Origin of the sequence: Mesorhizobium sp. M0938 (genome assembly GCF_040319125.1) — a bacterium.
Lineage (GTDB): Bacteria > Pseudomonadota > Alphaproteobacteria > Rhizobiales > Rhizobiaceae > Mesorhizobium > Mesorhizobium robiniae.
Window position 1 is genome coordinate 74,230 of the sequence record NZ_JAMYNS010000019.1, and the last position, 22,625, is coordinate 96,854.

The following is a 22,625-nucleotide window of genomic DNA, read 5'->3' on the forward strand; positions in this document are numbered from 1 at the left end:
TCTGTTACGTGGCCGGCGAAATAATGTCCAAGCCAAACTAGGGAACATCACGAAGGTTTCACCTCCGGCCGCCCGATTACGCAGCTTATCAATGTTGACTATACCGATCAGGAATTGATAGGTGCAGCCGTGCTAAATCAACGACCATCACGATCGAGAGGGATGACGCCCATGAAATATGCTCTTTCCGCCCTTGCCGGTGCCACAGCACTTGCAATCAGCCTGATCGCCAGCCCGGCGATGGCCCAGGACGGCGGCATCGTCGTCTACAATGCCCAGCACGAGAGCCTGACCGATGCCTGGGTGGAAGGCTTCACTAAGGAAACCGGCATCAAGGTCACCGTTCGCCACGGCGGCGACAGCGATTTCTCCAACCAGATCGTTGCCGAAGGCGCTGCCTCGCCGGCCGATGTCTTCCTGACGGAAAACTCACCCGCCATGGTGTTGGTCGAGTCCGCAGGCCTGTTCGCGCCGGTCGATGCCGACACGCAGGCGCAGGTTCCGCAAGAGTATCAGCCGGCCAGCGGCAAATGGGTGGGCATCGCCGCGCGCAGCACCGTCTTTGCCTACAACAAGACCAAGCTGACCGCCGAGCAGTTGCCCAAGTCGCTGCTCGATCTCGCCGATCCGAGCTGGAAGGGACGCTGGGCCGCTTCGCCCTCCGGCGCCGATTTCCAGGCGATCGTCAGCGCGCTTGTGCAGCTCAAGGGTGAGGCCGCAGCAGCCGACTGGCTGAAGGCGATGAAGGAGAACTTCACCGCCTATAAAGGCAACAGCACGGTGATGAAGGCGGTCAATGCCGGCGAGATCGAAGGCGGCGTGATCTATCACTATTACTACTACGGCGACCAGGCCAAGACCGGCGAGAACAGCAAGAACGTCGGCCTCCACTATTTCAAGAACCAGGATCCGGGCGCGTTCGTCTCGGTTTCTGGCGGTGGCGTGCTGGCTTCCAGCAAGCACCCGAAGGAAGCTCAGGCCTTCCTGAAATGGGTGACCGGCAAGGGTGGCCAGGAGGTGCTCAAGACCGGCAACTCCTTCGAATACGCGGTCGGCAAGGGCGTGGAGTCAAATCCGGCGCTGGTGCCGCTGGCCGAACTGCAGGCCCCGAAGGTCGATGCGACGACGCTGAACTCCAAGAAGGTGACCGATCTGATGACGGCAGCCGGCTTGCTTTAGTCGGCGTTCGTCCTAAAAGGACAACCGACTGCGCTCCTGCGGGGAATTCGCTTTCCGCAGGAGCGCTCTGTTTTTCGAGATGGCATTCGTCCATGACGACAGACTGCGTTTTTAGCCGCGTTTGCGGCCCTTCGATCGTTTCCACCACCGGGCGGCAACGGCGTGGCACCTGAGCTGATGCAGTCTGCGGCCGATCTTGCACGTTCAGGCTTGCCGACCGGTGTGGTGGCTGGGCACTGGACGCGCCGGCGGCCCATATCCTGGATTGCGCTCGCCGCTATCCTGGTCTCACTTTTCTCCCTGCTGCCGCTCGCCTTCATCATCTGGATTGCCGTGCAGACCGGCTGGGAAACCGTATCGGCACTGGTCTTCCGGCCACGCGTCGGCGAACTCTTGGTCAACACCCTGCTTTTGGTGGCGCTGGCCGTGCCGATCTGCATCGTGCTGTCGGTGGCGCTGGCCTGGCTGACCGAACGCAGCGATCTCCCCGGTGCCCGCCTGTGGGCCTGGCTGTCGGTGGCGCCGCTCGCCATCCCCGCCTTCGTGCACTCCTATGCCTGGATCACCCTGGTGCCGGGACTGCATGGCCTGTGGGCCGGCGTTCTGGTTTCCGTCGTCGCCTATTTCCCGTTCCTCTATCTGCCGGTGGCGGCAGCTTTGCGCCGTCTCGATCCTGCTCTCGAAGATGCCGCGGCAGCCGTCGGCCTCGGGCCTTGGCGCGTGTTCAGGCGGGTGGTTCTGCCACAGCTCAGGCTCGCCATCTGCGGCGGTTCTCTGCTGGTCGGCCTGCATCTCCTGGCCGAGTACGGCCTCTATGTGTTCATCCGCTTCGACACCTTCACCACGGCGATCGTCGACCAGTTCCAGTCTACCTTCAACGGTCCCGCCGCCAACATGCTGGCTGCGGTGCTGGTGACATGCTGCTTCGTGCTGCTCGGCATCGAAGTGCTCGTCCGCGGCGAGGAACGCTATGCCCGCGTCGGCTCGGGCGCCGCGCGCCAGCAGCAACGCACAAGGCTCGGCCGCGCCACGATCCCGTGCTTGGCTCTGCCGGTCGTCACCGCGCTGCTGGCGCTTGGCGTGCCGTTCGTGACCATCGGCCGCTGGCTTATGGCCGGCGGTGCCGATGTCTGGCGCCTCGACGAGATCGGCCTGGCGCTCGGCCAGACCCTGTTCCTGGCGCTCGCCGGCGCCCTGCTCGCCACGATCGCCGCCATGCCGATGGCCTGGATTTCGATCCGCGCGCCGGGGCCGCTGCAGCGCCTTCTGGAGGGCTGCAATTACATCGTCGGCTCGCTGCCCGGCGTCGTCGTGGCGCTGGCGCTGGTCACCATCACCGTGCGCATCGCCCTGCCGCTTTACCAGACCTTGTTCACGATCCTGATTGCCTATGCGCTGATGTTCCTGCCGCGCGCCCTGATCAGCCTCAGGGCGTCGATCGCGCAGGCGCCGGTCGAACTCGAACGCGCCGCCGCCAGCCTCGGTCGATCACCGCTCAAGGCGCTGTGGTCGACGACGATCCGCCTGTCGGCGCCGGGTGCCGCGGCTGGCATGGCGCTGGTGGCGCTCGGCATCATGAACGAATTGACCGCCACGCAGATGCTGGCGCCCAACGGCACACGCACGCTGGCGATGGCGTTCTGGGCCCACAGCGGCGAGATCGACTATGCATCGGCGGCACCTTACGCCCTCATCATGGTGGCGATGTCGCTGCCCCTGACCTGGCTGCTCTACGTCCAGTCGAAGCGGATGGCCGGACGATGAGCTTCCTCGAACTCACCGATGTGCACAAGCACTACGGCCCGGTAGCCGCACTGGCCGGCGTCGATCTCAGCGTGGCCAGTGGCAGCCGCACCGCGATCGTCGGGCCGTCCGGCTGCGGCAAGACGACCTTGCTGCGGCTGATCGCCGGCTTCGAACCGCCGGACCAGGGCCGCATCGTGCTCGACGGCGAGGTGCTGGCCAATGGCGGCGCCGCCGTGCCGGCATATCGGCGCGGCATCGGCTTGGTGGCACAGGACGGCGCGCTGTTCCCGCATCTGAGCATCGCCGCCAATATCGGCTTCGGCATGGGACGCCACGAGGACAAGCGCACCGAGCGCATCGTCGAGCTCGCCTATATCGTCGGGCTTGACAAGGCGATCCTGAAACGGCGGCCGCACGAGCTCTCCGGCGGCCAGCAGCAGCGTGTGGCGTTGGCCCGCGCCATGGCCATGAAGCCACGGCTGATGCTGCTCGACGAGCCGTTCTCGGCGCTCGACACCGGCCTGCGCGCCTCGATGCGCAAGGCGGTGGCCGAGCTTCTGGAAGCCGCCGGCATCACCACGATCCTGGTCACGCACGACCAGGCCGAGGCTCTGTCCTTCGCCAGCCAGGTCGCGGTGATGCGCGACGGCAAGTTCTCGCAGGTCGGCACGCCGCGCGAACTCTATCTCAAGCCGAAGGACAGGATGATCGCCGAATTCCTCGGCGACGCCATCATCCTGCCGGCAAAGATATCAGGCGGCTTCGCCAGCTCGCCGCTCGGACGCATCGCCGTAGACACCACCGAACAGCGCGACATCGTCCGCATCATGCTGCGGCCGGAACAGGTGCTGTTGAAACGAACGTCGCGCGAAGGCATGTCGGGCACGCCGGACATGCTGTTCGGCGAGGTGACCGAGTCCGAATTCGCCGGCTCGATGTGCACCATCGCGGTGCGGCTCTTGAACAGCCCCGATCCGCCGGACGCCGCCGCAATCGGCAACACACCGTTGATCCTGCGCAAGCCAGGCATGGACACGCCTGCCGTCGGCGAGATCGTCCGACTGACTGTTTCCGGCAAGGCGCATGTGTTTGCCTAAGCTGTTCGCGGCGCGGCGAACTGGTCTTCCATGTCTTCGGCGCGATCGAGCACTTTGAGCGCCGCTCCGACCGCACCCGCGACCGGATCGCCTCGGCGCGTACAAGGGAAACTGCCGCTGCGGCAGCGGCTCAAGATGAGCGCTATGCTCAAACTGGTCGCCGCAAGCGTTCCCCCGACCGAAACGGCGCGGCAGATCGGGGCTCGGCCGTTCCACCGTCTGCCGCAAGGTGAAGCGGCCGGATCAAGGTCAAGCCGCCGCTCAGATTTTCACGCATGGCCGTAGTCCCACGCTCCGGCCTTCCCTAGTGCCTCTCTGAAAGCCTTGCGTCCGCTTCCTGCGAGCCAGGAGCGGAAGGATTGCAGATCGGGGTTGAGTTCCCGCAAAGCGTCAAGGTCTGCCTTTCCCGCAAGGCGTCCCTCGTCCAGCAGCCCGGTTAATTTCCTGAGGAAGGGATTGGCTGCCAGGACTTCGTCGGAAAAACGACTATAGGCTATTGGGCGGCCGGCCGCCTCGGTGAACAGGGCTTCCAAATCTCGACCCGTGACGGTATCGCTCGCGATTTCGAGCGTCTTGCCACCAAATCGGACCGGATCCGCGAAGATCGCAGCGACGAACTTGCCGATGTCTTCCACCGCCAAAAGTTGCATCTGCTGATCCGGCCTGGCGAAGAAGTTGAAGCGACCCTCGTCCAGTCCAAAGCCCGGCATCACCAACATCTCCATGAAAGCCGCCGGTCGAACGATGCTTGCGGTAATCGGCAGGGTGCGAATATGGTCCTCGATGCGGGCCTTGCTGTCGAAGTGCCCCATGCCAGTCGGCCCAGCCCCGACTGCTCCGGTCGAGGTGTAGACAAGGTGCTTGATGCCGCTTTCGACTGCAAGGTCGGCGATGGCGATACCGTAGCGCTCCTCCTCCTCATCAGTCAGTCCAAGCGTAGGTCCCTGGCCCGAACTCGGTTGGACGCTGAAGATGCCGTTGACGCCATTCATCGCCCGCCGGACCGATTCAACGTCGGCGAAAGCCCCCTGCATGAGTTCAACGCCGGCATCGCGAAGGGCCACCGACTTCGAGGAGGCAGGATCTCGAACGAATGCGCGAACCTGCCAGCCTGCCTTGAGAAGTGCAGAAGCGACAGACCCGCCCTGCTGACCGGTTGCACCAAATACCAGAATCCGCAGTTTGCTATCAGACATGAAATTACCCTCGTGCTTGAACAAGGGTTACTCATATATACCTACGCAAAATGGCCCGGAAGACGGCACATCTTTCAACCTCAGGCACAAGGATGATACGTTGGACAGATTGATACATGGGCGGCCCTACGTTGAAACCGAGCAAGGCCCTCGTTTCAGACCGTGCGCTCCCAACGACGTTCTCGCCCGGCTTGGTGACAAATGGACTATTCTCGTCATGTCGCACCTTGCAGTAGTGCCCGGGCACCGGCTCCGTTTTTCGACCCTCAAGAACGGCATCGAGGGGATCACTCAGCGGATGCTGACGCTCACCCTCCGGAATCTGGAGCGTGACGGGCTCTTGGCACGCCACTACTTCCCGGAGGTGCCACCGCGCGTCGAGTATGAGCTGACGGAAATGGGCGCAGGCATGCTGCCTGCCCTTGAGGGGTTCACGTCATGGATTAGGAACAATTGGCCCAGCATTGCGGAGTGCCGGCGTGCCTATGATGAGGCTCGGCAATGAGACAACCCAATGTTATCTCGCCCGAGTGCCCGGATACGGGTAGTGAGCGGTGACCCCGCCAGGCGTTCGTGGTCGTCCTCTGTTAGCGCTCTCTGGCGTGGCATCCACGCCTTGCCTCAGTCGGGTTCCGAGTTCAGGCGAGGCGAGCATCGGTCGGGTTTTCGGAAAATGCCGCGACGAGATTGGCGCGCCTGTCGATGTCACCGCGCAGAACGACGCCCATCGAGATCCACATAGACCAGGCCAGCGCCCAGCTCTTCGACGAGGTCGACCGTAGCCAGACCGAAATCCGTTGCAGACCGAAATCCGTTGCGATTGCCGTGCGCCCAGGGGCGCCTAGTCCGACTTGGCGAGTGCCGTCTCTATCAGCCGCTTGGCGTCGGGGCTCGACCATTCGGCCGGGCCGTTCATATGGGCGATCAGGCAGCCTTCGCCGTCGATCAGCATGGTCACCGGCAGGCCTAGCGCCAGGCCGCGCGTCTTGAGATCGTTGAACAGTGCCATCGTCGAATCGCGGTAGTAGCCGAGCGCCTTGACGCCGGTTTCCTCAAGGAACTTTTTCGGCTTGGTGTCGTCGCCGGCATCGACATTGACCGCGACAACCTCGAAGGCGCCGCTGCCCATTTCCTTCTGCAGCGCGTCGAGCGCCGGCATTTCGGCGCGGCAGGGCGCGCACCATGTCGCCCATAGATTGAGCAGCACCGTCTTGCCGGCATGGTCGGCTAGCGTCATCGGCTTGCCGCCAGGATCGTTGAAGGCGAGGCTTTTCAGCGATTGCGGCGGATCGGCCGGCAAAAGTGCTGCAACCTGGCCGGTAGCAGCCGCCGCGACCGTCTTGGCGCGATCGGCTTTGGTAGTGCAGGCGACATCGTCCTTGCTGTCGCCAACGGCAACTTGAGCGGGCGCGTTGTTGCCAGAACCGCTCTCGCTGACATATACCGCGACCGCGCCGGCAAGCACGCCCGCCACCAAAGCGGCGAGGATGAGGCGCGGGGCCGGGAAAAATTTATTGCCGTCTGCCATTTTCTAAAAACTGCTCCGGAGCACGGGTTATAGCGATGAGCGACAAGAAGGCCAGCAACCAGATGTGGGGCGGACGTTTTGCCTCGGGTCCGGCCGCGATCATGGAAGCGATCAACGCGTCGATCTCGTTCGACCGCAAACTCTATGCGCAAGATATCAGAGGCTCGATCTCCCATAGCGAGATGCTGGCGCAAACGGGCATTATTTCGGCGGCCGATCAAGAAAAAATCGCTCACGGGCTGAACACGATCCTGGCAGAGATCGAAGCCGGCAAGTTCGAGTTCTCGACCAGGCTGGAAGACATCCACATGAATGTCGAGGCTCGCCTTGCCGAGCTGATCGGCGCGGCGGCCGGCCGCCTGCATACCGCCCGTTCACGCAACGACCAGGTGGCGGTCGACCTCAGGCTATGGGTCAAGGACGAGTGCTTTCGCGTCGCCGAGGCGCTGAAGGGCCTGATCGCGGCGTTCCTGGAGCGGGCCGAGGAGCATGCGGCAACGGTGATGCCGGGTTTTACCCATATGCAGGCGGCGCAGCCGGTGACCTTCGGCCACCACTGCCTGGCCTATGTCGAGATGTTTTCGCGCGATCTATCGCGTGTTCGCGACGCCATAGAGCGGATGGACGAAAGCCCGCTCGGTGCTGCCGCCCTTGCCGGCACCAGCTTTCCGATCGACCGGCACCAAACGGCCAAGGCGCTCGGCTTCCGCGAGCCGATGCGCAACTCGCTGGACAGCGTTTCGGACCGCGATTTCGCGCTGGAGTTTTTGGGGCTGGCGGCGATCTGCGCGACGCATCTGTCGCGGCTGGCCGAAGAGATCATCATCTGGTCGACGCCGCAATTCGGTTTCGTCAGGCTGTCGGATTCATTCTCCACCGGCTCCTCGATCATGCCGCAGAAGAAGAACCCCGATGCCGCCGAGCTGGTGCGCGGCAAGACCGGCCGGGTTACCGGCCATCTGGTCGGCCTGCTGACGGTGATGAAGGGCATGCCACTGACCTACGGCAAGGACATGCAGGAGGATAAAGAATCCGTGTTCGACGCCGCCGAGACGCTCGACCTGATGCTGGCGGCGATGACCGGCATGGTGCGCGATATGACGGTCAACGCCGCCGCCATGAAGAAGGCCGCCGGGGCAGGCTATTCGACTGCGACCGATCTCGCCGACTGGCTGGTGCGTACTCTCGGCCTGCCGTTCCGCGAGGCCCATCATGTCACCGGCCGCGCGGTGGCGCTGGCCGAAGGGAAGAAGATCGGGCTCGACAGGCTGCCGCTGGAAGACTTGCAATCCATTCACCCTGGCATCACGACTGACGTTTTTTCGGTGCTCGCCGTGCAGAACTCGGTGAAAAGCCGCACGAGCTTCGGCGGCACCGCGCCGTCGGAGGTGCGCAAGCAGATACGCTATTGGAAAAAGCGGCTCGCCAAAGCTTGAGCCAGGGTGCAATGCGCTGAAAACTCGGCTAAAAGCGGCAGCACGCAAAAGTTTCGGACGGATGGATCGATGACCGCAAGCAGGATTTTGGTGACGCTGACGCTGCTGGCGGCCGTGGCGGCTGTAACGGCCTGCGGCAGGAAGTCCGGTCTCGACACGCCCTATGAGGCGGCCGTGCAGGCACGCAAGGACGCACAAAAGGCCAATCAGCCCGTGCCGCCGGAGCCGGAAAAACCGGTCGAGGACAAGAAGTTCATCCTCGACCCGCTGCTCTAGCGTGATCCCGAACCGAAGGTCAGCGAAGCAAAAGTTGCAGACTTTTCGGACAAGATCACGCGAAAAACAAGATCTAGAGCCGATGAGATCACGCGATCTCATCGTGCTCCAACTTCCGGAACCACTCTTGTGAACCATTTCGACTACCGCGACGGCGTGCTGCATGCCGAGGACGTGGCGATACCGGATATCGCTGCAAGCGTCGGCACGCCGTTCTATTGCTATTCGACGGCGACGCTGACCAGGCATTTCCACGTGTTTGCGCAGGCCTTTGCCGGGCTCGACGCGTTGGTCTGCTACGCCATGAAGGCGAATTCCAACCAGGCCGTGCTGAAGATCCTGGCCAAGCTCGGCGCCGGCGCCGACGTGGTCTCCGAAGGTGAACTGCGCCGCGCGCTGGCCGCCGGCATTCCGGCCAACAAGGTCCTGTTTTCGGGGGTCGGCAAGACCGCGCGCGAAATGGATTTTGCACTCTCGGCCGGCATTCTGTGTTTCAACGTCGAATCCGAGCCGGAACTGGAACTGCTGTCGGCCCGTGCCACGGCATTGGGCAAGGTGGCCTCGATCTCGCTGCGCATCAACCCGGATGTCGATGCCAAGACCCACAAGAAGATCTCGACCGGCAAGGCTGAGAACAAGTTCGGCATCCCCTGGCAGAAGGCGCGCCAGGTTTATGCCCGCGCAGCCGAACTGCCGGGTATCAAGGTCACCGGCATCGACACCCATATAGGCAGCCAGATCACCGAGCTGCAGCCCTTCGACGACGCCTTCGCGCTGCTGGTGGAGCTGGTCGGCGTACTGCGCGCCGACGGCCACGCCATCGAGCATATCGATCTCGGCGGCGGCCTCGGTATTCCCTACCGCGTCGACAACAGCCCGCCGCCCTTGCCCGACGCTTACGCCCAGATCGTCAAGAAGCATGTCGCCAAGCTCGGACTGAAAGTGATGTTCGAGCCAGGCCGGCTGATATCAGGCAATGCCGGCATCCTGGCCTCGCAAGTGATCTTCGTGAAGGAGGGCGACGCCAAGAACTTCCTGGTTGTCGACGCCGCGATGAACGATCTGATCCGGCCGACACTTTATGATGCCTTCCATGACATCAAGCCGGTGGTGCAGCAGCCGGCCGCCGCACCGCGCATGACGGTCGACGTGGTCGGCCCGGTCTGCGAGACCGGCGATTATCTCGGCCTCGACCGCGATCTGCCCCGGCTGAAGGCCGGCGACCTGATCGCTATCGCCACCGCCGGCGCCTATGGTGCGGTGCAGGCCGGCACCTACAACACCAGGCCGCTGGTGCCCGAAGTGCTCGTCGACGGCGACCGTTTCCATGTCGTGCGTCCGCGCCAGACTTATGAGGAGCTCATCGGGCTGGATTCCCTGCCTGATTGGCTGGAATAGAGGCTGTAGCGACGCTACAGCCGGTTCTGAACCAGCGCCCTAGTCTGCGCGATCCTGTCCTCGTCGCGGCGATAGAATGTCCACTGCTTGATGCGTTTGCTGCTGAGAAGGCCCGCCTGGGTCAGCACCCGCATATGTTCGCTGAGCGTCGCCTGGGTGATCCCAAGCTTTTCGGCGATCAGCAGCGCGCAGACGCCGTCCTCGACCAGATCGCCATCCACTTGGCGTGGAAAATGCGCGCGCGGGTCCTTTAACCAGTCGAGGATTTGCAGCCTGCGCTCGTTGGCGATCGCCTTGAAGACATCGACCTCTTGCATTTAGGCATTTTGCTAAGTTACTAAGTAATGTCAACCCTTGGGAGCAGGCCATGCTGAACGGCAATAGGATCACACGCGAACGCATCGCCGCAATGGAGCCGCGCATCCGGCCTTTCGTGCGCCACACGCCGGTGCTGCGCGTCGACATGGCCGATTTCGGCCGACCGCCTCTTAGCCTCGACTTGAAGCTCGAATGCCTGCAGCATTCCGGCTCGTTCAAGGCACGCGGCGCTTTCACCAATCTTCTCGAGCGGCCGGTTCCCAAGGCTGGCGTCGTAGCCGCATCGGGCGGCAACCATGGCGCCGCTGTCGCTTATGCCGCCATGCGGCTCGGTCACAAGGCGACCATCTTCGTTCCCGAAGTGAGCCCGCCAGCCAAGCTGGAACGCATCCGCGGCTACGGCGCCGATCTGGTCGTCGGCGGCGCGCGCTATGCCGAGGCACTGGCTGCCAGTGAGGACTTTGCCGAAAAATCCGGCGCGCTGCAGATCCATGCCTTCAACCAGGAGGAAACGCTGGTCGGGCAAGGCACGCTTGGTCTCGAGATCGAGGCCGACCTGCCGGAGCTGGACACGCTGCTGGTCGCCGTCGGTGGCGGCGGCCTGATCGGCGGCATCGCCGCCTGGTTCGGCGGCCGTATCAGGATCATCGCCGTCGAGCCCGAAGGCGCGCCGACGCTCTATCGCGCCTTCGAGGCCGGTCAGCCCGTCGATGCGCCGACTGAGGGCATCGCCGCCGATTCGCTGGCGCCGAAGCGCGTCGGCGACATGATGTTTCCAATCGCCGAAGCCTTTGTCGAGCGTTCCATACTGGTCAGCGACGACGAGATCGTCGCCGCGCAGGCGGCGCTTTGGGACCGGGTGCGAATCATCTCCGAGCCGGGCGGCGCCGCGGCCTTCGCAGCGGTCCTGTCCGGCCGCTACGCGCCGGCTGCAGGCGAGCGTGTCGCCGTGCTGGTCTGCGGTGCAAACGCCAATCCGGCTAAATTCTAAGGATAATAGGAGCAGTCCCGTTCACGTTTTAGGGAACTGCCTCGCCTTCGCCGTGTTTCTTGATATGTTTGGAGCGACGAGCATCTAAAACTTTGAGTCCTTCGCATCCGATTTTCGGGCCGGTGCGATAGATTTGTGAGGTTCGGGTTATCCCCGCCCGAATCAGGAAGGGCCGATGACGCAACGACCCACCTTCACCAGCGATCGCGGCCTGGCCGGGCGCCTTGCGCTGAGCCGGCTGGCGACGCGGGTCTCGATGACGGTCGAACGTGGCTGGCCGTTGCTGCTTCCGTTGGTCATCGTCGCCAGCTTGTTTTTCAGCGTCTCGTGGCTCGGGCTCTTCCTTCTGCTGCCCGATATGGCGCGCATCGGCCTCCTGGCAGGGTTTGGCATTGCCATCCTTGCCGCGCTCTATCCCCTGCGTTTCTTCCGGTTGCCGTCCAGCGCCGAGATCGACCGGCGCATCGAAGCGGCCAACCAATTGCTGCACAGCCCGGTGCTGGTGCAGACCGACCGGCCGAGCGGCAGGGAAAGCATTTTTTCGCAGGCGCTGTGGCGCGAGCACCAGAAGCGCATGGCCGAAAAACTCGGCGACCTCGGTGGCGACCTGCCACGCACCCGGGTGCCGGAGCGCGACCCGTGGGGACTGCGGGCCGTGGCGGCGCTTTTGTTGGTCGCCGCCTTTGCCTTCTCCTTCGGACCGTCGGGCGGCCGCATAGCAGACGGGTTCAGTGCTCAGGGGGCGCGCGACGCTGTCCCGCCGCGTATCGATGCCTGGGTGACGCCGCCGGCCTACACCGGCAGGCCGCCGGTCTTCCTCACTTCACCAGCCCTCGCCAACCCAGCCGCCGCCAATCCAGCCCTTGGCAACAATGGCAGTCAGGCTGCGTCCATTTTCACCGTTCCGGAAGGCAGCGATGTGTCGCTGCGCGTCACCGGCGGTTCGGGCGAGGAAACGCTGAGCTATGCCGATGCCGACGGCAACGCCCGAGCCATCGAGCCGACCGCGCAACAGGCCGACGCGGCCAAGCCGGCGGCGGCAACGCCCTCCACGGTGCGCCAATTCACCGGAAAGCTCACGGCCAACGGCACGCTGACGCTCAACTCGGGCTATGACGAACTCGGCAACTGGACCTTCGCGGTGGTCCCGGACAAGCCGCCGCAGATCCGCTTCGTCGGCGAGCCGAAACGCGCCGCCAATGGCTCGTTCGAGCTCAACTACCAGATCGACGACGACTACGGCGCAGCCTCCGCCAAGGCGGATTTCGTATTGGCCGACCCGCCGGCGCCGAATGCGCATCCGCTCTACGGCCCGCCTGAAATGCCGCTGTCGCTGCCGCGCCGCGGCGCCAAGGGGAATGCCGCCAAGACCACGAAGGATCTGACCGAGCATGTCTGGGCCGGCGGCAACATCAAGCTCACGCTTGTCGCCACCGACGATGCCGGACATACGGCAACCAGCGAAACCAAGACGCTGGTAATGCCGGAGCGGCCCTTCTCCAACCCGCTGGCGAGAGCCGTGATCGAGCAGCGCCGCGTTCTGGCGCTCGACGCCAAAGCCAAGAGCCGCGTGCTCGACCTGATGGACGCCATCACGCTCAGGCCCGAAGACACGTTCGACAACATGGCGCACTACCTCGCCATCATGAGCGCCCGCACCCGGTTGAAGATCGCCGACAGCGACGACCAGTTGCGCAATGAGGTGGCCTACCTCTGGGAGATCGCGCTCGGCATCGAGGAAGGCAACCTTTCCGAGGCCGAGAGGCGGTTGCGCCAGGCGCAGCAGGCGCTGCAGGACGCGATCAAGAACGGCGCCAGCGACGAGGAAATCGACAAGGCGATGAAGGAACTGCGCGAGGCGATGAACCAGTTCCTGCAGGAATTCGCCCAGCGCGCGCAGCAGAATCCGAACGCGCCGCAGATGCAGCAGAACGGCCAGGAACTGCGCCAGAGCGACATCGAACGCATGATGGACCAGATCGAAAACCTGGCGAAATCAGGCGATCGCGACAGCGCGCAGCAATTGCTTTCGCAACTGCAGGACATGATGAACAATCTGCAGGCCGGACGTCAGCAGCAGGGCGGGCAGCAGAACAGCGAGATGCGCCAGCAGATGGACAAGCTCGGCGAGATCATGCGGCGCCAGCAGGAGATGATGAACGAGACCTTCCGCATGGACCAGATGCAGCGCGGCCAGCAACAGCGCGGGCAGAACCGCGACGAGCAGCTCGGCGAAAACGGCGAGCAGGGCCAAATGGGCGAACAGGGCGAGCCCGGCCCAGGTGAAGACCGCGATCCGCTCGGCCGGCCGAAGCCGATGACGCCGGAGGAATTCGCCGACGCGCTGAAGCAGTTGCAGGAAGGCCAGGGCAAGCTGCAAGGCGACCTCGACCAGCTGAGGAAAGGTCTCGAAGGCATGGGCCTCGAGCCCAATGAAGGATTTGGCGACGCTGGAAAGTCCATGGGCAATGCCGAACAGGCGCTTGGCGACAGTGATGGTGACCAGGCCGTCGGTCACCAGGGCCGCGCGCTGGAAGCGTTGCGCAAGGGCGCCAAGGACATGATGAAGCAATTGCAGGCCATGCAGGGCGACGAGGGTGAGGGCGAGCGGGGCGGCCGCCAGCAGAACGCCGACCGCGATCCGCTCGGCCGGCCGCGCGCCACCGAAGGTCCCGATTTCGGCGATTCGGTGAAGGTGCCGGACGAGATCGACGTGCAGCGCGCCCGCCAGATCCTCGAAGCGATCCGCAAGCGGCTCGGCAACGCGCTCAGCCCCGACATCGAGCGCAGCTATCTGGAGCGGCTGCTGGAGCTGAAGTAAAGCTCTCCTATCGCTCAAACATCAAACATTGAGATCGCCATGGTGAAACTCGGCGCCGTCACCCCGATCCTGCGCATCTTCGACATCGCCAAGGCGCATGAATTTTATATTGGCTTCCTCGGTTTCGAAGTTCAGTTCGAGCACCGCTTCGACGACAACACTCCCCTCTATATTGGAATTTCGCGCGATGGCTGCGTGCTGCATCTGAGCGAACATCACGGCGACGGCGCGCCGGGCTCTCACATCCGCGTCGAAGCGGGCGACATCGCGGCGTTGCACCGCGAACTGATAGCGAAGAAGTACCGTTTTGCCAGGCCGGGGCTGGAAGAGACGCCTTGGCAGACAAGGGAGGTCACCGTCGGCGATCCGTTCGGCAATCGGCTGACCTTCTACGAAGACGTCGCATAGCGGCTGCCCTTCCCGATCTTATCCGATCGAGGACGGCGCAGGCTTTAGCGATTGGTGAACGCCTCACGGATCGCCTCTTCCATGCCGTCGATGGCCTCGCCGGAGGCGTTCGGATTGCGCCGCAGCACCACGTTCGAGGAATCGATGTCGCCGAACCCATCGTCGGCCGTAAGTTCGCTGCAGCCTGCGGGGATGTTGCTGCGCGAGATCGGCGCGATCGCCAGCCCGGAGGTGACGGCGAGCCGCAGGCCGCCATTGGTATCGCTGGTATAGGCGACACGATAGGTGAGGCCGCGCTGCTCCAGCGACTTTATCGCGAAATCCTTGCACCAGCCGGCGCGGTTGTAGAGCGCGATCGGCACCGGCCGCTCCTCATGCATGTGATGCAGCTCCGACGTCACCCATACGGTCGGGTCATGCATCAGCACCTCGCCGCCGAAGAGATCCTGCCATTCGAACACCACCGCCAGATCGAGCTCGCCGGCGGCGAGCGCCGCAATCTGCGCACCGGAATGCGCGTAGCGGACGGTGATGTCGACCTGAGGATGGCGCTTGGCAAAGGCGCCGAGCGCTCGCGACAGGATGGCGTGCCCATATTCTTCCGGAATGCCGATGCGCACCGGCCCGCCAAGCGGCGCCGCGACCATCGATGCCGCCGTCTCGTCCAGCAGCGACACGATGCGACGGGCGTTAACGATGAGTTCGCCGCCGCGGCGCGTCAGCGCCACGCCACGCGAGCCGCGCTCGAACAGGCTGTCGCCGACCACATCTTCGAGCTTCTTCATCTGCATCGAAACCGCCGACTGGGTACGGCCCGCCTGCACCGCTGCCTTGGTGAAATTGCCGGTGTCGGCAACCGCGACGAAGGTGCGCAGCAGATCGCTGTCGAGCGTCGGTTTCATGCATTCCCGCCATAAGAAAATCTGATTGCTGGCATCATTCCAATTCGTTTGCAACATGTCAAACGGCGGATGATAGTTGCTTCACCCATTGGATATGCGGCTGCGAAATCGGCCGCGGACCAATCTAGAGTCCTCACTCGTACCCGCTGCCCGAAAAGGTGGCGGGTTCTTTTTGCCCGAGCGCAGGCTGGTTCTCGGGCCGCACAGCAAGGAGCCGTCGAACGACATGCAGAACCGGATCGTCCTCGGCATGGCAAGCCTTTGCCTCGGCGTTCTGGTGTTCTCGCTTCAGGATCCGCTGATCAAGGCCGTATCGGGCACTTACCCGGTGACCGAAGTGATGGCGATCCGCTCGATCGTCGCCTTGCCCATTCTTCTCGTGCTCGTTCATGCCGATGTCGGGCTCGGCGCGATCTTTTCGAGGCGGTTTCGCATGCTGACGATGCGTGCCTTCATCCTGTTCACCTCCTACACGGTCTATTACCTGGCGATTGCCGCCCTGCCGCTTGCCGACGCGGTGGCGCTCTATTTCATGGCACCGCTGTTCATCATGGCGCTTGCCGGCCCTTATCTCGGCGAACGGGTGGCATGGCAGACGCTGGTCACCGTCATGGTGGGGATGCTGGGCGTGCTGGTGATGCTGCGGCCCGGTGCCGGGCTGTTCGACTGGGCGGCGCTGCTGTCGCTGGCCTCGGCAGTGCTCTACGGCTTTTCGCAGTTGATGGCCCGCAAGATCGGCGACACCGAATCGTCCACGGTCATGGCGTTCTATCAAAACGGCGTCTATCTCCTGGGAGCTGCAGCGGTCGCCGGACTGTTCTGGCTGGCAGGAATAGCTCACGCCACGCATCCGAGCCTCGAATTCCTGGTCAGGCCATGGATCTGGCCGACGCCGATCGATTTCCTGAAGATGGCCGCCTGCGGCTTCGTCGCCTCGGCCGGCATGATCCTGTTGTCGCAGGCCTACCGGCTGGCGCCCGCCAACAGCGTCGCCACATTCGAATACACCGGGATCATCTGGTCACCACTGTGGGGCTTCCTGTTCTTTGCCGAGGTGCCGCGGTCGACCACCGTCATCGGCGCCGCCCTCATCATCGGCGCCGGTCTGTTCGCGCTCAACGCCAGTCGGCGCCGCAGCAGCGCGCCGGCAATCGCGGCGACCTGCGATCCCGCCTGACAGCGATCCGGTTTCAGGCGAAACAGGCGAGCGCCTGTTCGATGCGCGCGCGGATTTCGGCCAGCGTGAACGGCTTCTGCACGACGTCCACAATGATGCCGTTCAACTCCTCGGCGCGCTCGCGCTGGTCGGCATAGCCGGTCATCAGCAAGATCTTCATCGCCGGGAAAAGCGACGCCGCCGCCTTGGCCATCTCGATGCCGTCCATTTCCGGCATGCGGATATCGGAGACGACAAGGTCGTAGCCGCCACGTGCTGCGCGGATCAGGGCAAGCCCTTGCGCGCCGTCGGCGGCGATGTCGATCATATGCCCGGCGCGTTCGAGCGCGCGGGCGGCGAGGGTGCGGACGGACTCATCGTCCTCGACGATCAGGAGCTTTGCCATAGCGGAATGTTTGGCGTGGAAAAGTTGACTTTTTCTGAACCGCAAACGGCATCGAACATAAATTAGGCGTCGCCCTTGACGACGCCGACGAAGGGCAATTCGCGAAAGGCGTGGGCGACATCCATGCCGTAGCCGACGACGAAATAGTCGGGGCAGTCGAAACCTACATAGTCGGCATTGAGCGCGGTCTGGCGGCGCATGCGCTTGTCGAGCAGCACGGCGATGGCGCAGCTTTTGGCGCCGCGCGACAGCATCAGGTCGCGGGTGAAGGACAGCGTCTTGCCGGATTCGAGGATGTCGTCGATCAACAGCACGTCGCGGCCGGCGACCTCGTTGTCAATGTCGCGCAACACCCTCACCTCGCCGCTGGTGGTGCCGGCGCCATAGCTGGAGATGAAGATGAACTCGACCTCGGGCGACAGGCCGACATCGTGCATGGCGCGGATGAGATCGGCGGCGAAGATGAACGATCCTTTCAGCACCGAAATCACCAAAAGGTCCTGATAGTCATGCCCGGCGATCTCCTTGGCGAGTTCCAGATTGCGGCGGGCAATCGCCGATGCCGAAAACAGAACCTCGATATCCTTGCCGCGCACGACTGGCATTGGCCGCCTTTCCAGAAATGATCGCCCTAATTGGCGAAGGTGACCGAGACGGTCTTGACCCCGTTTCTAGGCACGTCGAGCCGGCTGGAAAAGCCAAATCTTTCGCCGGGCGCCAGCGAACGGTTGAATGTGCCCAGCGTATAGCGAGTCGTGCGCCTGTCATTGCCGGTGACCCGGATTTCCAGCGGCGGCAACTGCGACGGGCTGGCGCCGTCATTGGCGGCCTCGCCACCGACGAACAGGACAGGTTTTGGCCCGGACGCGTCGATACGCGACGTGACGCCTGAAATGGTGAGTGCAGCGCCCGTTTCCTGCGCCGCGAGAAGAAGCGGCGCCTGGCGAACCAGCGCGTGCCCGCCCGAGATCCAGAAGGCTGCCAGCGCGGCACCGAGGCCGGCGATCCAGAAGATCGGCCCGCCGCGCGATATCAACGGCCGTTCCATCGCGGCTTCGGGCTTGCGCAGCATGTCCATGCCTTCAATCGATGGCGTGGCGATCACGCGCGAAGGCGGTGGGTCCATGCTTCCGATGAAGCGCGGCAACACCTCGTAATCGGCATCGACGATGTCATCGGCTGGATCACGCATGATGCGTTCCGGCGCGGCGGCCATATCGGTCATGATTTCGCCGGAAACCGGGCGCGCGGTTCGATCCTCAGCCATCATGGCCCAGCACTACAGCACCTGTTCGCTCTTCGTTTCTTTTGCGTAAACGGAAATGGTTAACGCTTCCCCATCGGAACCCTTGTGACGCGCCCAAAAAACCTCAGAATTAACTGCCGGTTAACCATGCCGGCCGATGGTCTTTTCTCAGAGAAGGCTGGCTCGTCGCCGCCGCAAGTTTCAGGTCGTCGAACGTGATCCGCTTCGAAAATGTCGGCCTCCGCTATGGCATGGGTCCGGAAATCCTCCGCGACATTTCCTTGCACATACCGGAGCGCTCCTTCCAGTTCCTGAGCGGCCCTTCGGGCGCCGGCAAGACGACGCTGCTGCGGCTTTTGTTCATGTCGCTCAAGCCGACGCGCGGGCTGATCACCATCTTCGGCAAGGACCGCTCGCGCATCTCGCGCACGGAGCTGCCGCATCTGAGGCGGCGCATCGGCGTGGTGTTCCAGGACTTTCGGCTGCTCGACCACATGACGACCTATGAAAACGTGGCCTTGCCGCTGCGCGTGCGCGGACGTGAGGAGACGAGCTACCGCACCGACGTGACCGAACTCTTGAAATGGGTCGGCCTTGGCGAGCGCATGCATGTGCTGCCGCCGGTGCTGTCGGGCGGCGAGAAGCAGCGCGCCGCGATTGCCAGGGCGCTGATCGAGCAGCCCGAGATCCTGCTTGCCGACGAGCCGACCGGCAATGTCGATCCGCCGCTGGCGCGCCGCCTGTTGCGGTTGTTCATCGAACTCAACCGGCTAGGCACCGCGGTGGTGATCGCAACGCATGACCTCGGCCTGATGGAGCAGGTCGACGCGCGGCGCATGATCCTGGCCGGCGGAAGGCTGGATATCTATGACTGACCTCTCCCTTGACCATGGCGAAGACCAACACGCCGAGAGGGCCGCGACGACGCAGCGCGTTCAGCGCAAGATGGCGCCGATCGTGCCGGCGCAGAACATCGCCGGCCGCGCGCTTGTCCTGGTCATCGCCATCATGACGTTCCTCTCCTGCCTGACCTTCGGCGCAGTGACGCTGGTGCGCGACACCGCCTCGGTCTGGGAGAACCAGATCTCACGCGAGGCGACGATCCAGATCAAGCCGGTAGACGGCCTCGACATGGAGGCAGCACTTGCCCAGGCCTCGCAGATCGCCGGCGAATTTCCTGGCGTGAAGGGCGCCAGGATCGTCGACCGCGATGCCACCGCTCGGCTGCTGGAGCCGTGGCTGGGTTCGGGCCTCAACATCGACGACTTGCCGGTGCCGCGCCTGATCATCGTCACCATAGACGAGAACAATCCGCCCGATTTCGCCGCAATGCGCGCCGCAATAACGCCGAAACTGCCCAGTGCATCACTTGACGACCATCGCACCTGGGTCGACCGGCTGGTGGCCATGGCCCGTACCACGGTGACGATCGGCATCGCCGTGCTGGCGCTGATGCTGTCGGCAACCGTGCTGACCGTGGTGTTCGCAACGCGCGGTGCCATGGCCGGTAACGGCCACATCATCGAGGTGCTGCATTTCGTCGGCGCCGAAGCGCGCTTCATCGCGCGCGAATTCCGCCACCACTTTCTGGTCACCGGGATGAAGGGCGCAGCCGCCGGGGGTGCGGCGGCGGTGCTCGTCTTCATCGTCTTCTCATGGTGGTCGTCGCGCAACATGGCAACGCCACAGGCCGATCAGGCAACCGCACTGTTCGGCAATTTCGCCATCGGTTCGGCGGGCTATTTCGGCGTCGTCCTCATGGTGCTGGTGATCGGTGCGCTGACGGCAGCAACCTCCCATGTCACCGTCGTCACCTATCTCAGCGACATCGATGTCCGCCAACCGGACGCGGGGTGATCACGGATAGAGAATTAGCGTAACTTAATGTGTGCTTTTTCACCTACTAAACGCCGTATTTCGGGGTTAACGATAAGATGATGGACGCGCGCGACTCGACCGGAATGGCTGGACAGTTGCCCTTGGTGATTACGCGTTCCCGCGAGCGCGCCAAGCCCAGCCGATTGGCGGGCGCGTTGCGCATCTCCGCTTTCTTTCTGCTCGTGCTGGCGACATTGTTTGCCGGCGGCTTCGGTTGGTTCGCCAACACCGTCAGCCATCTCGCCACGCCCGCCAATCCAGCTAAAGCCGATGCCATCATCGTGCTGACCGGCGGCCATTCGCGTCTCGACGCCGCCATGGGCCTGCTTGCGTCCGGCAAGGGCGAGCGGCTGCTGATCAGCGGCGTGCATCCATCCGCCAGCCGCCGCCAGCTTCAGGTCGCGACCCGCGGCGACAAGGAATTGTTTTCCTGCTGCGTCGACATCGACCGCGCCGCGCTCGACACGATCGGCAATGCCGAGGAAAGTGCAAAGTGGGTGGAAGACCACGCCTATGGCACCGTGATCCTGGTCACCAACAACTACCACATGCCGCGCAGCCTGCTGGAAATGGGTCGGCTGCTGCACAAGGCCAAGCTCGAGCCCTATCCGGTGGTCAACAGCAATCTCGGCAATGGTGGCTGGCTGACCAAGCCCAAGGCGCTGCGGGTGCTGTTTACCGAATACAACAAATATCTGCTGGCGCTGGCGCGCGGCATCGTGCCGGTCAAGCCGACGCCAACCGGCATCGCGCTGGCCGAGGCTGCTGGACCGAACTGAGCCGATCTGGAACCGGCAGCGGCATCATTCCTTGACGGTGGCAGTTGAGGCGCCACGCAGGCGCGAGATTTCCTGTTCGAGACGTTCGATACGCTTGTCCCGTTCAGCCAGCGCCGCCGCCACGTCGGCCGCTTCGAAACGCTGCGGTATATGCTGCGGGCAGTTGGAATCCCAGGCCGAAACCGTGAACAGGATGATTTGCTCGGGGCGCGCCTTGTAGCCTTCCGGCATCAGCTTGGCCATCAGGTCGGCGTCGCCCTCGACGACGCGCGCGCTGCCCCAGATTTTAATGCGCTGCCGATGGGCATAGTCGATCAGGAACAGGAATGCGCGCGGGTTGTCGTCCAGATTGCCCTGGGTGATGAATTGCCTGTTGCCGGAGAAATCCGTGAAGCCGATCGTCCGCTCGTCGAGCACCTTGAGGAAACCGGCCGGCCCGCCGCGATGCTGGATGTAGGGCTGGCCCTCACCATTGGCCGTCGACAGGAAGATGCTGGTCTGCGCCTCGATAAAGGCAGCGAGATCGGGCGTGATATCAACTGGCCAGCCGCCGCGCTCCTCGACGCGGGCATAGGCATCACGTGAACCTTTGCGGGCCTGGATCGCCTTGACGGTCGGCGTGAAGGCGACATCGCTGGTGAAAACGTGAGCATTCATGAAAAAGCCTCCTTCAAAGGCCGAGCTCCGTTAGAGAGGGATGATCGTCCGGCCGGCGGCCGAGCGGCCAATGAAATTTGCGATCGGCCTCGAGGACCGGCAGGTCGTTGATGCTGGCGATGCGCAGGCGCATCAATCCATGTTCATCGAACTCCCAGTTCTCGTTGCCGTAGCTGCGAAACCACGAGCCGCTGTCGTCGTGCCATTCATAAGCGAAACGCACGGCGATACGATTGTCGCGGAAGGCCCAGACCTCCTTGATGAGCCGGTAGTCGCGTTCGCGATCCCATTTGCGTGTGAGGAAGGTCTGGATGGCGTCGCGCCCTTGCAGGAACTCGGCCCGATTGCGCCAGCGGCTGTCGATTGTGTACGCGAGCGCAACCCTTGTCGGATCACGAGAGTTCCAGGCATCCTCCGCCATGCGTGCCTTCTGTGCGGCGGTCTCGGCGGTGAATGGCGGGAGCGGCGGGCGGCTTTCAGACATGGGAACTCCTTGTGACGGGCTAGAGCGGCGGACTTTCAAGTCAAACCGTATCGCCGCTCTAGCTTTTTGTTTGAGCATCGGATTTTCCAAAAACCGAACTCAGGCTGCCTTCCGGGCAGAAACGGCCGGAAAATCGATCTCCGTCCTGGCAACCTCGTTGAGATAGTTGGTCCAGACATTGAGAGCGACGTGCTGGACGATCTCGATGATCTGCGCATCGTCATAGCCTGCGAGCCTGACGGCGCTGAGATCCTCGTCACCGATATGGCCGCGGTCGCGTGCCACCTTGGCGGCGAAACGCACGGCTGCGGCGGCCTTGGGATCGTTGGACCCGCCAGCGCGGTTGGCGACCATCTCGGCATCGTCAAGCTTGGCGAGGTTCTTGCCGAGATAGGTGTGGGCGGAAAGGCAGTAGCTGCAGCCATTGATCTCGGCGACCGCCAGGGCGATGCGCTCGCGCGTCGGCGCCGGCAGGCGACCCTTGGCAAGCGCTCCGGACAGACCGAGATAACCTTCAAGCGCAGCCGGGCTATTGGAAACGAGCCTGAAGAGGTTTGGGACAACGCCGAGTTGCTTCTCGACGGCATGCAACATCGGCTGCGACGCGGCAGGCGCGGCCTCTATGGACGCGGGTGTAGGGATACGGGACATCGGCATTCCTTCTCGTTGAGCAGCTTCGCCGCTAAACATGGCCCCTTCCATCTTTCGGATGTAGCTGTCATA

General features: G+C 63.5%; 24 protein-coding genes. 14 read left to right on the plus strand and 10 right to left on the minus strand.

All coding sequences use genetic code 11. The features are described from left to right. The first annotated feature begins 171 nt into the window (after positions 1–171). From NKH73_RS26910 to NKH73_RS26920, 3 genes are all read left to right on the plus strand, one after another. A complete protein-coding gene (locus NKH73_RS26910) occupies positions 172–1,179 on the plus strand; it encodes an iron ABC transporter substrate-binding protein (protein WP_352937444.1) in 1,008 nt (335 codons plus the stop codon). 177 nt (positions 1,180–1,356) lie between these two features. Next, positions 1,357–2,943, plus strand: a complete 1,587-nt coding sequence (locus tag NKH73_RS26915) for an ABC transporter permease (protein WP_352937522.1) — start codon at positions 1,357–1,359, stop codon at positions 2,941–2,943. Then, a complete protein-coding gene (locus NKH73_RS26920; RefSeq protein WP_352937445.1) occupies positions 2,940–4,022 on the plus strand; it encodes an ABC transporter ATP-binding protein in 1,083 nt (360 codons plus the stop codon). Before NKH73_RS26915 ends, NKH73_RS26920 begins: the two co-directional genes overlap by 4 nt. Positions 4,023–4,291: 269 nt before the next feature. Here NKH73_RS26920 and NKH73_RS26925 read toward each other — a convergent pair whose 3' ends face one another. After that, entirely contained in the window at positions 4,292–5,242 is a 951-nt protein-coding gene (locus tag NKH73_RS26925; protein ID WP_352937446.1) for an NmrA/HSCARG family protein, read from the minus strand. Here NKH73_RS26925 and NKH73_RS26930 point away from each other — a divergent pair. Next, positions 5,217–5,723, plus strand: coding sequence for a winged helix-turn-helix transcriptional regulator (locus NKH73_RS26930; protein ID WP_352937447.1), 507 nt, complete (start codon positions 5,217–5,219; stop codon positions 5,721–5,723). The genes NKH73_RS26925 and NKH73_RS26930 overlap by 26 nt on opposite strands. A gap of 336 nt (positions 5,724–6,059) precedes the next feature. Here NKH73_RS26930 and tlpA read toward each other — a convergent pair whose 3' ends face one another. Next, positions 6,060–6,746, minus strand: a complete 687-nt coding sequence (gene tlpA, locus NKH73_RS26935; RefSeq protein ID WP_352937449.1) for a thiol:disulfide interchange protein TlpA — start codon at positions 6,744–6,746, stop codon at positions 6,060–6,062. 35 nt (positions 6,747–6,781) lie between these two features. Here tlpA and argH point away from each other — a divergent pair, with 35 nt between their 5' ends. The 3 genes from argH to lysA all read left to right on the plus strand — a co-directional run bounded on the left by argH (position 6,782) and on the right by lysA (position 9,856). Further along, positions 6,782–8,182 (plus strand): argininosuccinate lyase, encoded by a 1,401-nt coding sequence (gene argH, locus NKH73_RS26940; RefSeq protein ID WP_352937450.1) that lies wholly within the window; start codon positions 6,782–6,784, stop codon positions 8,180–8,182. Positions 8,183–8,251: 69 nt separating this feature from the next. Then, positions 8,252–8,458, plus strand: coding sequence for a lipoprotein (locus NKH73_RS26945; RefSeq protein ID WP_352937452.1), 207 nt, complete (start codon positions 8,252–8,254; stop codon positions 8,456–8,458). A gap of 129 nt (positions 8,459–8,587) precedes the next feature. Next, positions 8,588–9,856, plus strand: coding sequence for a diaminopimelate decarboxylase (lysA, locus tag NKH73_RS26950; protein ID WP_352937453.1), 1,269 nt, complete (start codon positions 8,588–8,590; stop codon positions 9,854–9,856). A 14-nt stretch (positions 9,857–9,870) separates the two neighbouring features. Here the strand turns inward: lysA and NKH73_RS26955 are convergent, their stop codons facing one another. Then, on the minus strand, positions 9,871–10,173 hold the full coding sequence (locus NKH73_RS26955; RefSeq protein WP_352937455.1) for an ArsR/SmtB family transcription factor: 303 nt from the start codon (positions 10,171–10,173) through the stop codon (positions 9,871–9,873). Positions 10,174–10,223: 50 nt separating this feature from the next. On the opposite strand from NKH73_RS26955, the gene NKH73_RS26960 reads away from it, so the two are divergent. The 3 genes from NKH73_RS26960 to NKH73_RS26970 all read left to right on the plus strand — a co-directional run bounded on the left by NKH73_RS26960 (position 10,224) and on the right by NKH73_RS26970 (position 14,394). Beyond that, complete coding sequence (locus NKH73_RS26960; protein WP_352937457.1) at positions 10,224–11,165, plus strand: threonine/serine dehydratase; 942 nt, start codon at positions 10,224–10,226, stop codon at positions 11,163–11,165. 175 nt (positions 11,166–11,340) lie between these two features. After that, entirely contained in the window at positions 11,341–13,986 is a 2,646-nt protein-coding gene (locus tag NKH73_RS26965; protein WP_352937458.1) for a TIGR02302 family protein, read from the plus strand. Between the two features lie 39 nt (positions 13,987–14,025). After that, positions 14,026–14,394, plus strand: coding sequence for a glyoxalase superfamily protein (locus NKH73_RS26970; protein WP_352937459.1), 369 nt, complete (start codon positions 14,026–14,028; stop codon positions 14,392–14,394). A gap of 44 nt (positions 14,395–14,438) precedes the next feature. On the opposite strand, the gene NKH73_RS26975 is transcribed toward NKH73_RS26970, so the two are convergent. Next, positions 14,439–15,296 carry a LysR family transcriptional regulator gene (locus NKH73_RS26975; RefSeq protein ID WP_352937461.1) on the minus strand — a complete coding sequence of 286 codons (858 nt, stop codon included), beginning with the start codon at positions 15,294–15,296 and terminating at the stop codon, positions 14,439–14,441. Between the two features lie 226 nt (positions 15,297–15,522). Between NKH73_RS26975 and NKH73_RS26980 the strand changes: the two genes are divergently transcribed. After that, positions 15,523–16,473, plus strand: a complete 951-nt coding sequence (locus tag NKH73_RS26980; RefSeq protein WP_352937463.1) for a DMT family transporter — start codon at positions 15,523–15,525, stop codon at positions 16,471–16,473. Between the two features lie 13 nt (positions 16,474–16,486). Here the strand turns inward: NKH73_RS26980 and NKH73_RS26985 are convergent, their stop codons facing one another. From NKH73_RS26985 to NKH73_RS26995, 3 genes are all read right to left on the minus strand, one after another. Then, positions 16,487–16,858: a response regulator gene (locus NKH73_RS26985; protein ID WP_352937464.1), complete on the minus strand. Its 372-nt coding sequence runs from the start codon at positions 16,856–16,858 to the stop codon at positions 16,487–16,489. A gap of 62 nt (positions 16,859–16,920) precedes the next feature. Beyond that, the gene (gene hpt, locus NKH73_RS26990; protein WP_128243829.1) at positions 16,921–17,463 is read right to left on the minus strand and encodes a hypoxanthine phosphoribosyltransferase; all 543 of its coding nucleotides are present in this window, start codon (positions 17,461–17,463) and stop codon (positions 16,921–16,923) included. A gap of 26 nt (positions 17,464–17,489) precedes the next feature. Continuing rightward, positions 17,490–18,128 (minus strand): hypothetical protein, encoded by a 639-nt coding sequence (locus NKH73_RS26995; protein ID WP_352937465.1) that lies wholly within the window; start codon positions 18,126–18,128, stop codon positions 17,490–17,492. Between the two features lie 191 nt (positions 18,129–18,319). On the opposite strand from NKH73_RS26995, the gene ftsE reads away from it, so the two are divergent. The 3 genes from ftsE to NKH73_RS27010 all read left to right on the plus strand — a co-directional run bounded on the left by ftsE (position 18,320) and on the right by NKH73_RS27010 (position 20,761). Beyond that, positions 18,320–18,979 (plus strand): cell division ATP-binding protein FtsE, encoded by a 660-nt coding sequence (ftsE, locus tag NKH73_RS27000; RefSeq protein ID WP_027054078.1) that lies wholly within the window; start codon positions 18,320–18,322, stop codon positions 18,977–18,979. Continuing rightward, positions 18,972–19,961, plus strand: a complete 990-nt coding sequence (locus tag NKH73_RS27005; protein ID WP_352937466.1) for a cell division protein FtsX — start codon at positions 18,972–18,974, stop codon at positions 19,959–19,961. The genes ftsE and NKH73_RS27005 overlap by 8 nt, the downstream gene beginning before the upstream one ends. 77 nt (positions 19,962–20,038) lie before the next feature. After that, positions 20,039–20,761: a YdcF family protein gene (locus tag NKH73_RS27010; protein ID WP_352937468.1), complete on the plus strand. Its 723-nt coding sequence runs from the start codon at positions 20,039–20,041 to the stop codon at positions 20,759–20,761. Between the two features lie 24 nt (positions 20,762–20,785). Here the strand turns inward: NKH73_RS27010 and NKH73_RS27015 are convergent, their stop codons facing one another. The 3 genes from NKH73_RS27015 to NKH73_RS27025 all read right to left on the minus strand — a co-directional run bounded on the left by NKH73_RS27015 (position 20,786) and on the right by NKH73_RS27025 (position 22,553). After that, positions 20,786–21,418, minus strand: coding sequence for a pyridoxamine 5'-phosphate oxidase family protein (locus NKH73_RS27015; RefSeq protein ID WP_352937470.1), 633 nt, complete (start codon positions 21,416–21,418; stop codon positions 20,786–20,788). A gap of 13 nt (positions 21,419–21,431) precedes the next feature. Beyond that, positions 21,432–21,902: a nuclear transport factor 2 family protein gene (locus tag NKH73_RS27020; protein WP_352937472.1), complete on the minus strand. Its 471-nt coding sequence runs from the start codon at positions 21,900–21,902 to the stop codon at positions 21,432–21,434. 99 nt (positions 21,903–22,001) lie between these two features. Beyond that, positions 22,002–22,553 (minus strand): carboxymuconolactone decarboxylase family protein, encoded by a 552-nt coding sequence (locus tag NKH73_RS27025; RefSeq protein ID WP_352937474.1) that lies wholly within the window; start codon positions 22,551–22,553, stop codon positions 22,002–22,004. Between the last annotated feature and the right edge of the window lie 72 nt (positions 22,554–22,625).

What these genes read in the sequence shown, in the direction of transcription:
- NKH73_RS26985 (WP_352937464.1), bottom strand. Translation starts at nt 16,858, where the DNA reads ATGGCAAAGCTCCTGATCGTCGAGGACGATGAGTCCGTCCGCACCCTC.
- argH (WP_352937450.1), top strand. Translation starts at nt 6,782, where the DNA reads ATGAGCGACAAGAAGGCCAGCAACCAGATGTGGGGCGGACGTTTTGCC.
- NKH73_RS27020 (WP_352937472.1), bottom strand. Translation starts at nt 21,902, where the DNA reads ATGTCTGAAAGCCGCCCGCCGCTCCCGCCATTCACCGCCGAGACCGCC.
- NKH73_RS26995 (WP_352937465.1), bottom strand. Translation starts at nt 18,128, where the DNA reads ATGATGGCTGAGGATCGAACCGCGCGCCCGGTTTCCGGCGAAATCATG.
- NKH73_RS26980 (WP_352937463.1), top strand. Translation starts at nt 15,523, where the DNA reads ATGCAGAACCGGATCGTCCTCGGCATGGCAAGCCTTTGCCTCGGCGTT.
- NKH73_RS27025 (WP_352937474.1), bottom strand. Translation starts at nt 22,553, where the DNA reads ATGTCCCGTATCCCTACACCCGCGTCCATAGAGGCCGCGCCTGCCGCG.
- NKH73_RS27005 (WP_352937466.1), top strand. Translation starts at nt 18,972, where the DNA reads ATGACTGACCTCTCCCTTGACCATGGCGAAGACCAACACGCCGAGAGG.
- NKH73_RS26910 (WP_352937444.1), top strand. Translation starts at nt 172, where the DNA reads ATGAAATATGCTCTTTCCGCCCTTGCCGGTGCCACAGCACTTGCAATC.
- NKH73_RS26955 (WP_352937455.1), bottom strand. Translation starts at nt 10,173, where the DNA reads ATGCAAGAGGTCGATGTCTTCAAGGCGATCGCCAACGAGCGCAGGCTG.
- NKH73_RS26975 (WP_352937461.1), bottom strand. Translation starts at nt 15,296, where the DNA reads ATGAAACCGACGCTCGACAGCGATCTGCTGCGCACCTTCGTCGCGGTT.
- tlpA (WP_352937449.1), bottom strand. Translation starts at nt 6,746, where the DNA reads ATGGCAGACGGCAATAAATTTTTCCCGGCCCCGCGCCTCATCCTCGCC.
- NKH73_RS26945 (WP_352937452.1), top strand. Translation starts at nt 8,252, where the DNA reads ATGACCGCAAGCAGGATTTTGGTGACGCTGACGCTGCTGGCGGCCGTG.
- NKH73_RS27010 (WP_352937468.1), top strand. Translation starts at nt 20,039, where the DNA reads ATGATGGACGCGCGCGACTCGACCGGAATGGCTGGACAGTTGCCCTTG.
- NKH73_RS26970 (WP_352937459.1), top strand. Translation starts at nt 14,026, where the DNA reads ATGGTGAAACTCGGCGCCGTCACCCCGATCCTGCGCATCTTCGACATC.
- NKH73_RS27015 (WP_352937470.1), bottom strand. Translation starts at nt 21,418, where the DNA reads ATGAATGCTCACGTTTTCACCAGCGATGTCGCCTTCACGCCGACCGTC.
- NKH73_RS26920 (WP_352937445.1), top strand. Translation starts at nt 2,940, where the DNA reads ATGAGCTTCCTCGAACTCACCGATGTGCACAAGCACTACGGCCCGGTA.
- NKH73_RS26930 (WP_352937447.1), top strand. Translation starts at nt 5,217, where the DNA reads ATGAAATTACCCTCGTGCTTGAACAAGGGTTACTCATATATACCTACG.
- NKH73_RS26965 (WP_352937458.1), top strand. Translation starts at nt 11,341, where the DNA reads ATGACGCAACGACCCACCTTCACCAGCGATCGCGGCCTGGCCGGGCGC.
- hpt (WP_128243829.1), bottom strand. Translation starts at nt 17,463, where the DNA reads ATGCCAGTCGTGCGCGGCAAGGATATCGAGGTTCTGTTTTCGGCATCG.
- NKH73_RS26915 (WP_352937522.1), top strand. Translation starts at nt 1,357, where the DNA reads ATGCAGTCTGCGGCCGATCTTGCACGTTCAGGCTTGCCGACCGGTGTG.
- NKH73_RS26960 (WP_352937457.1), top strand. Translation starts at nt 10,224, where the DNA reads ATGCTGAACGGCAATAGGATCACACGCGAACGCATCGCCGCAATGGAG.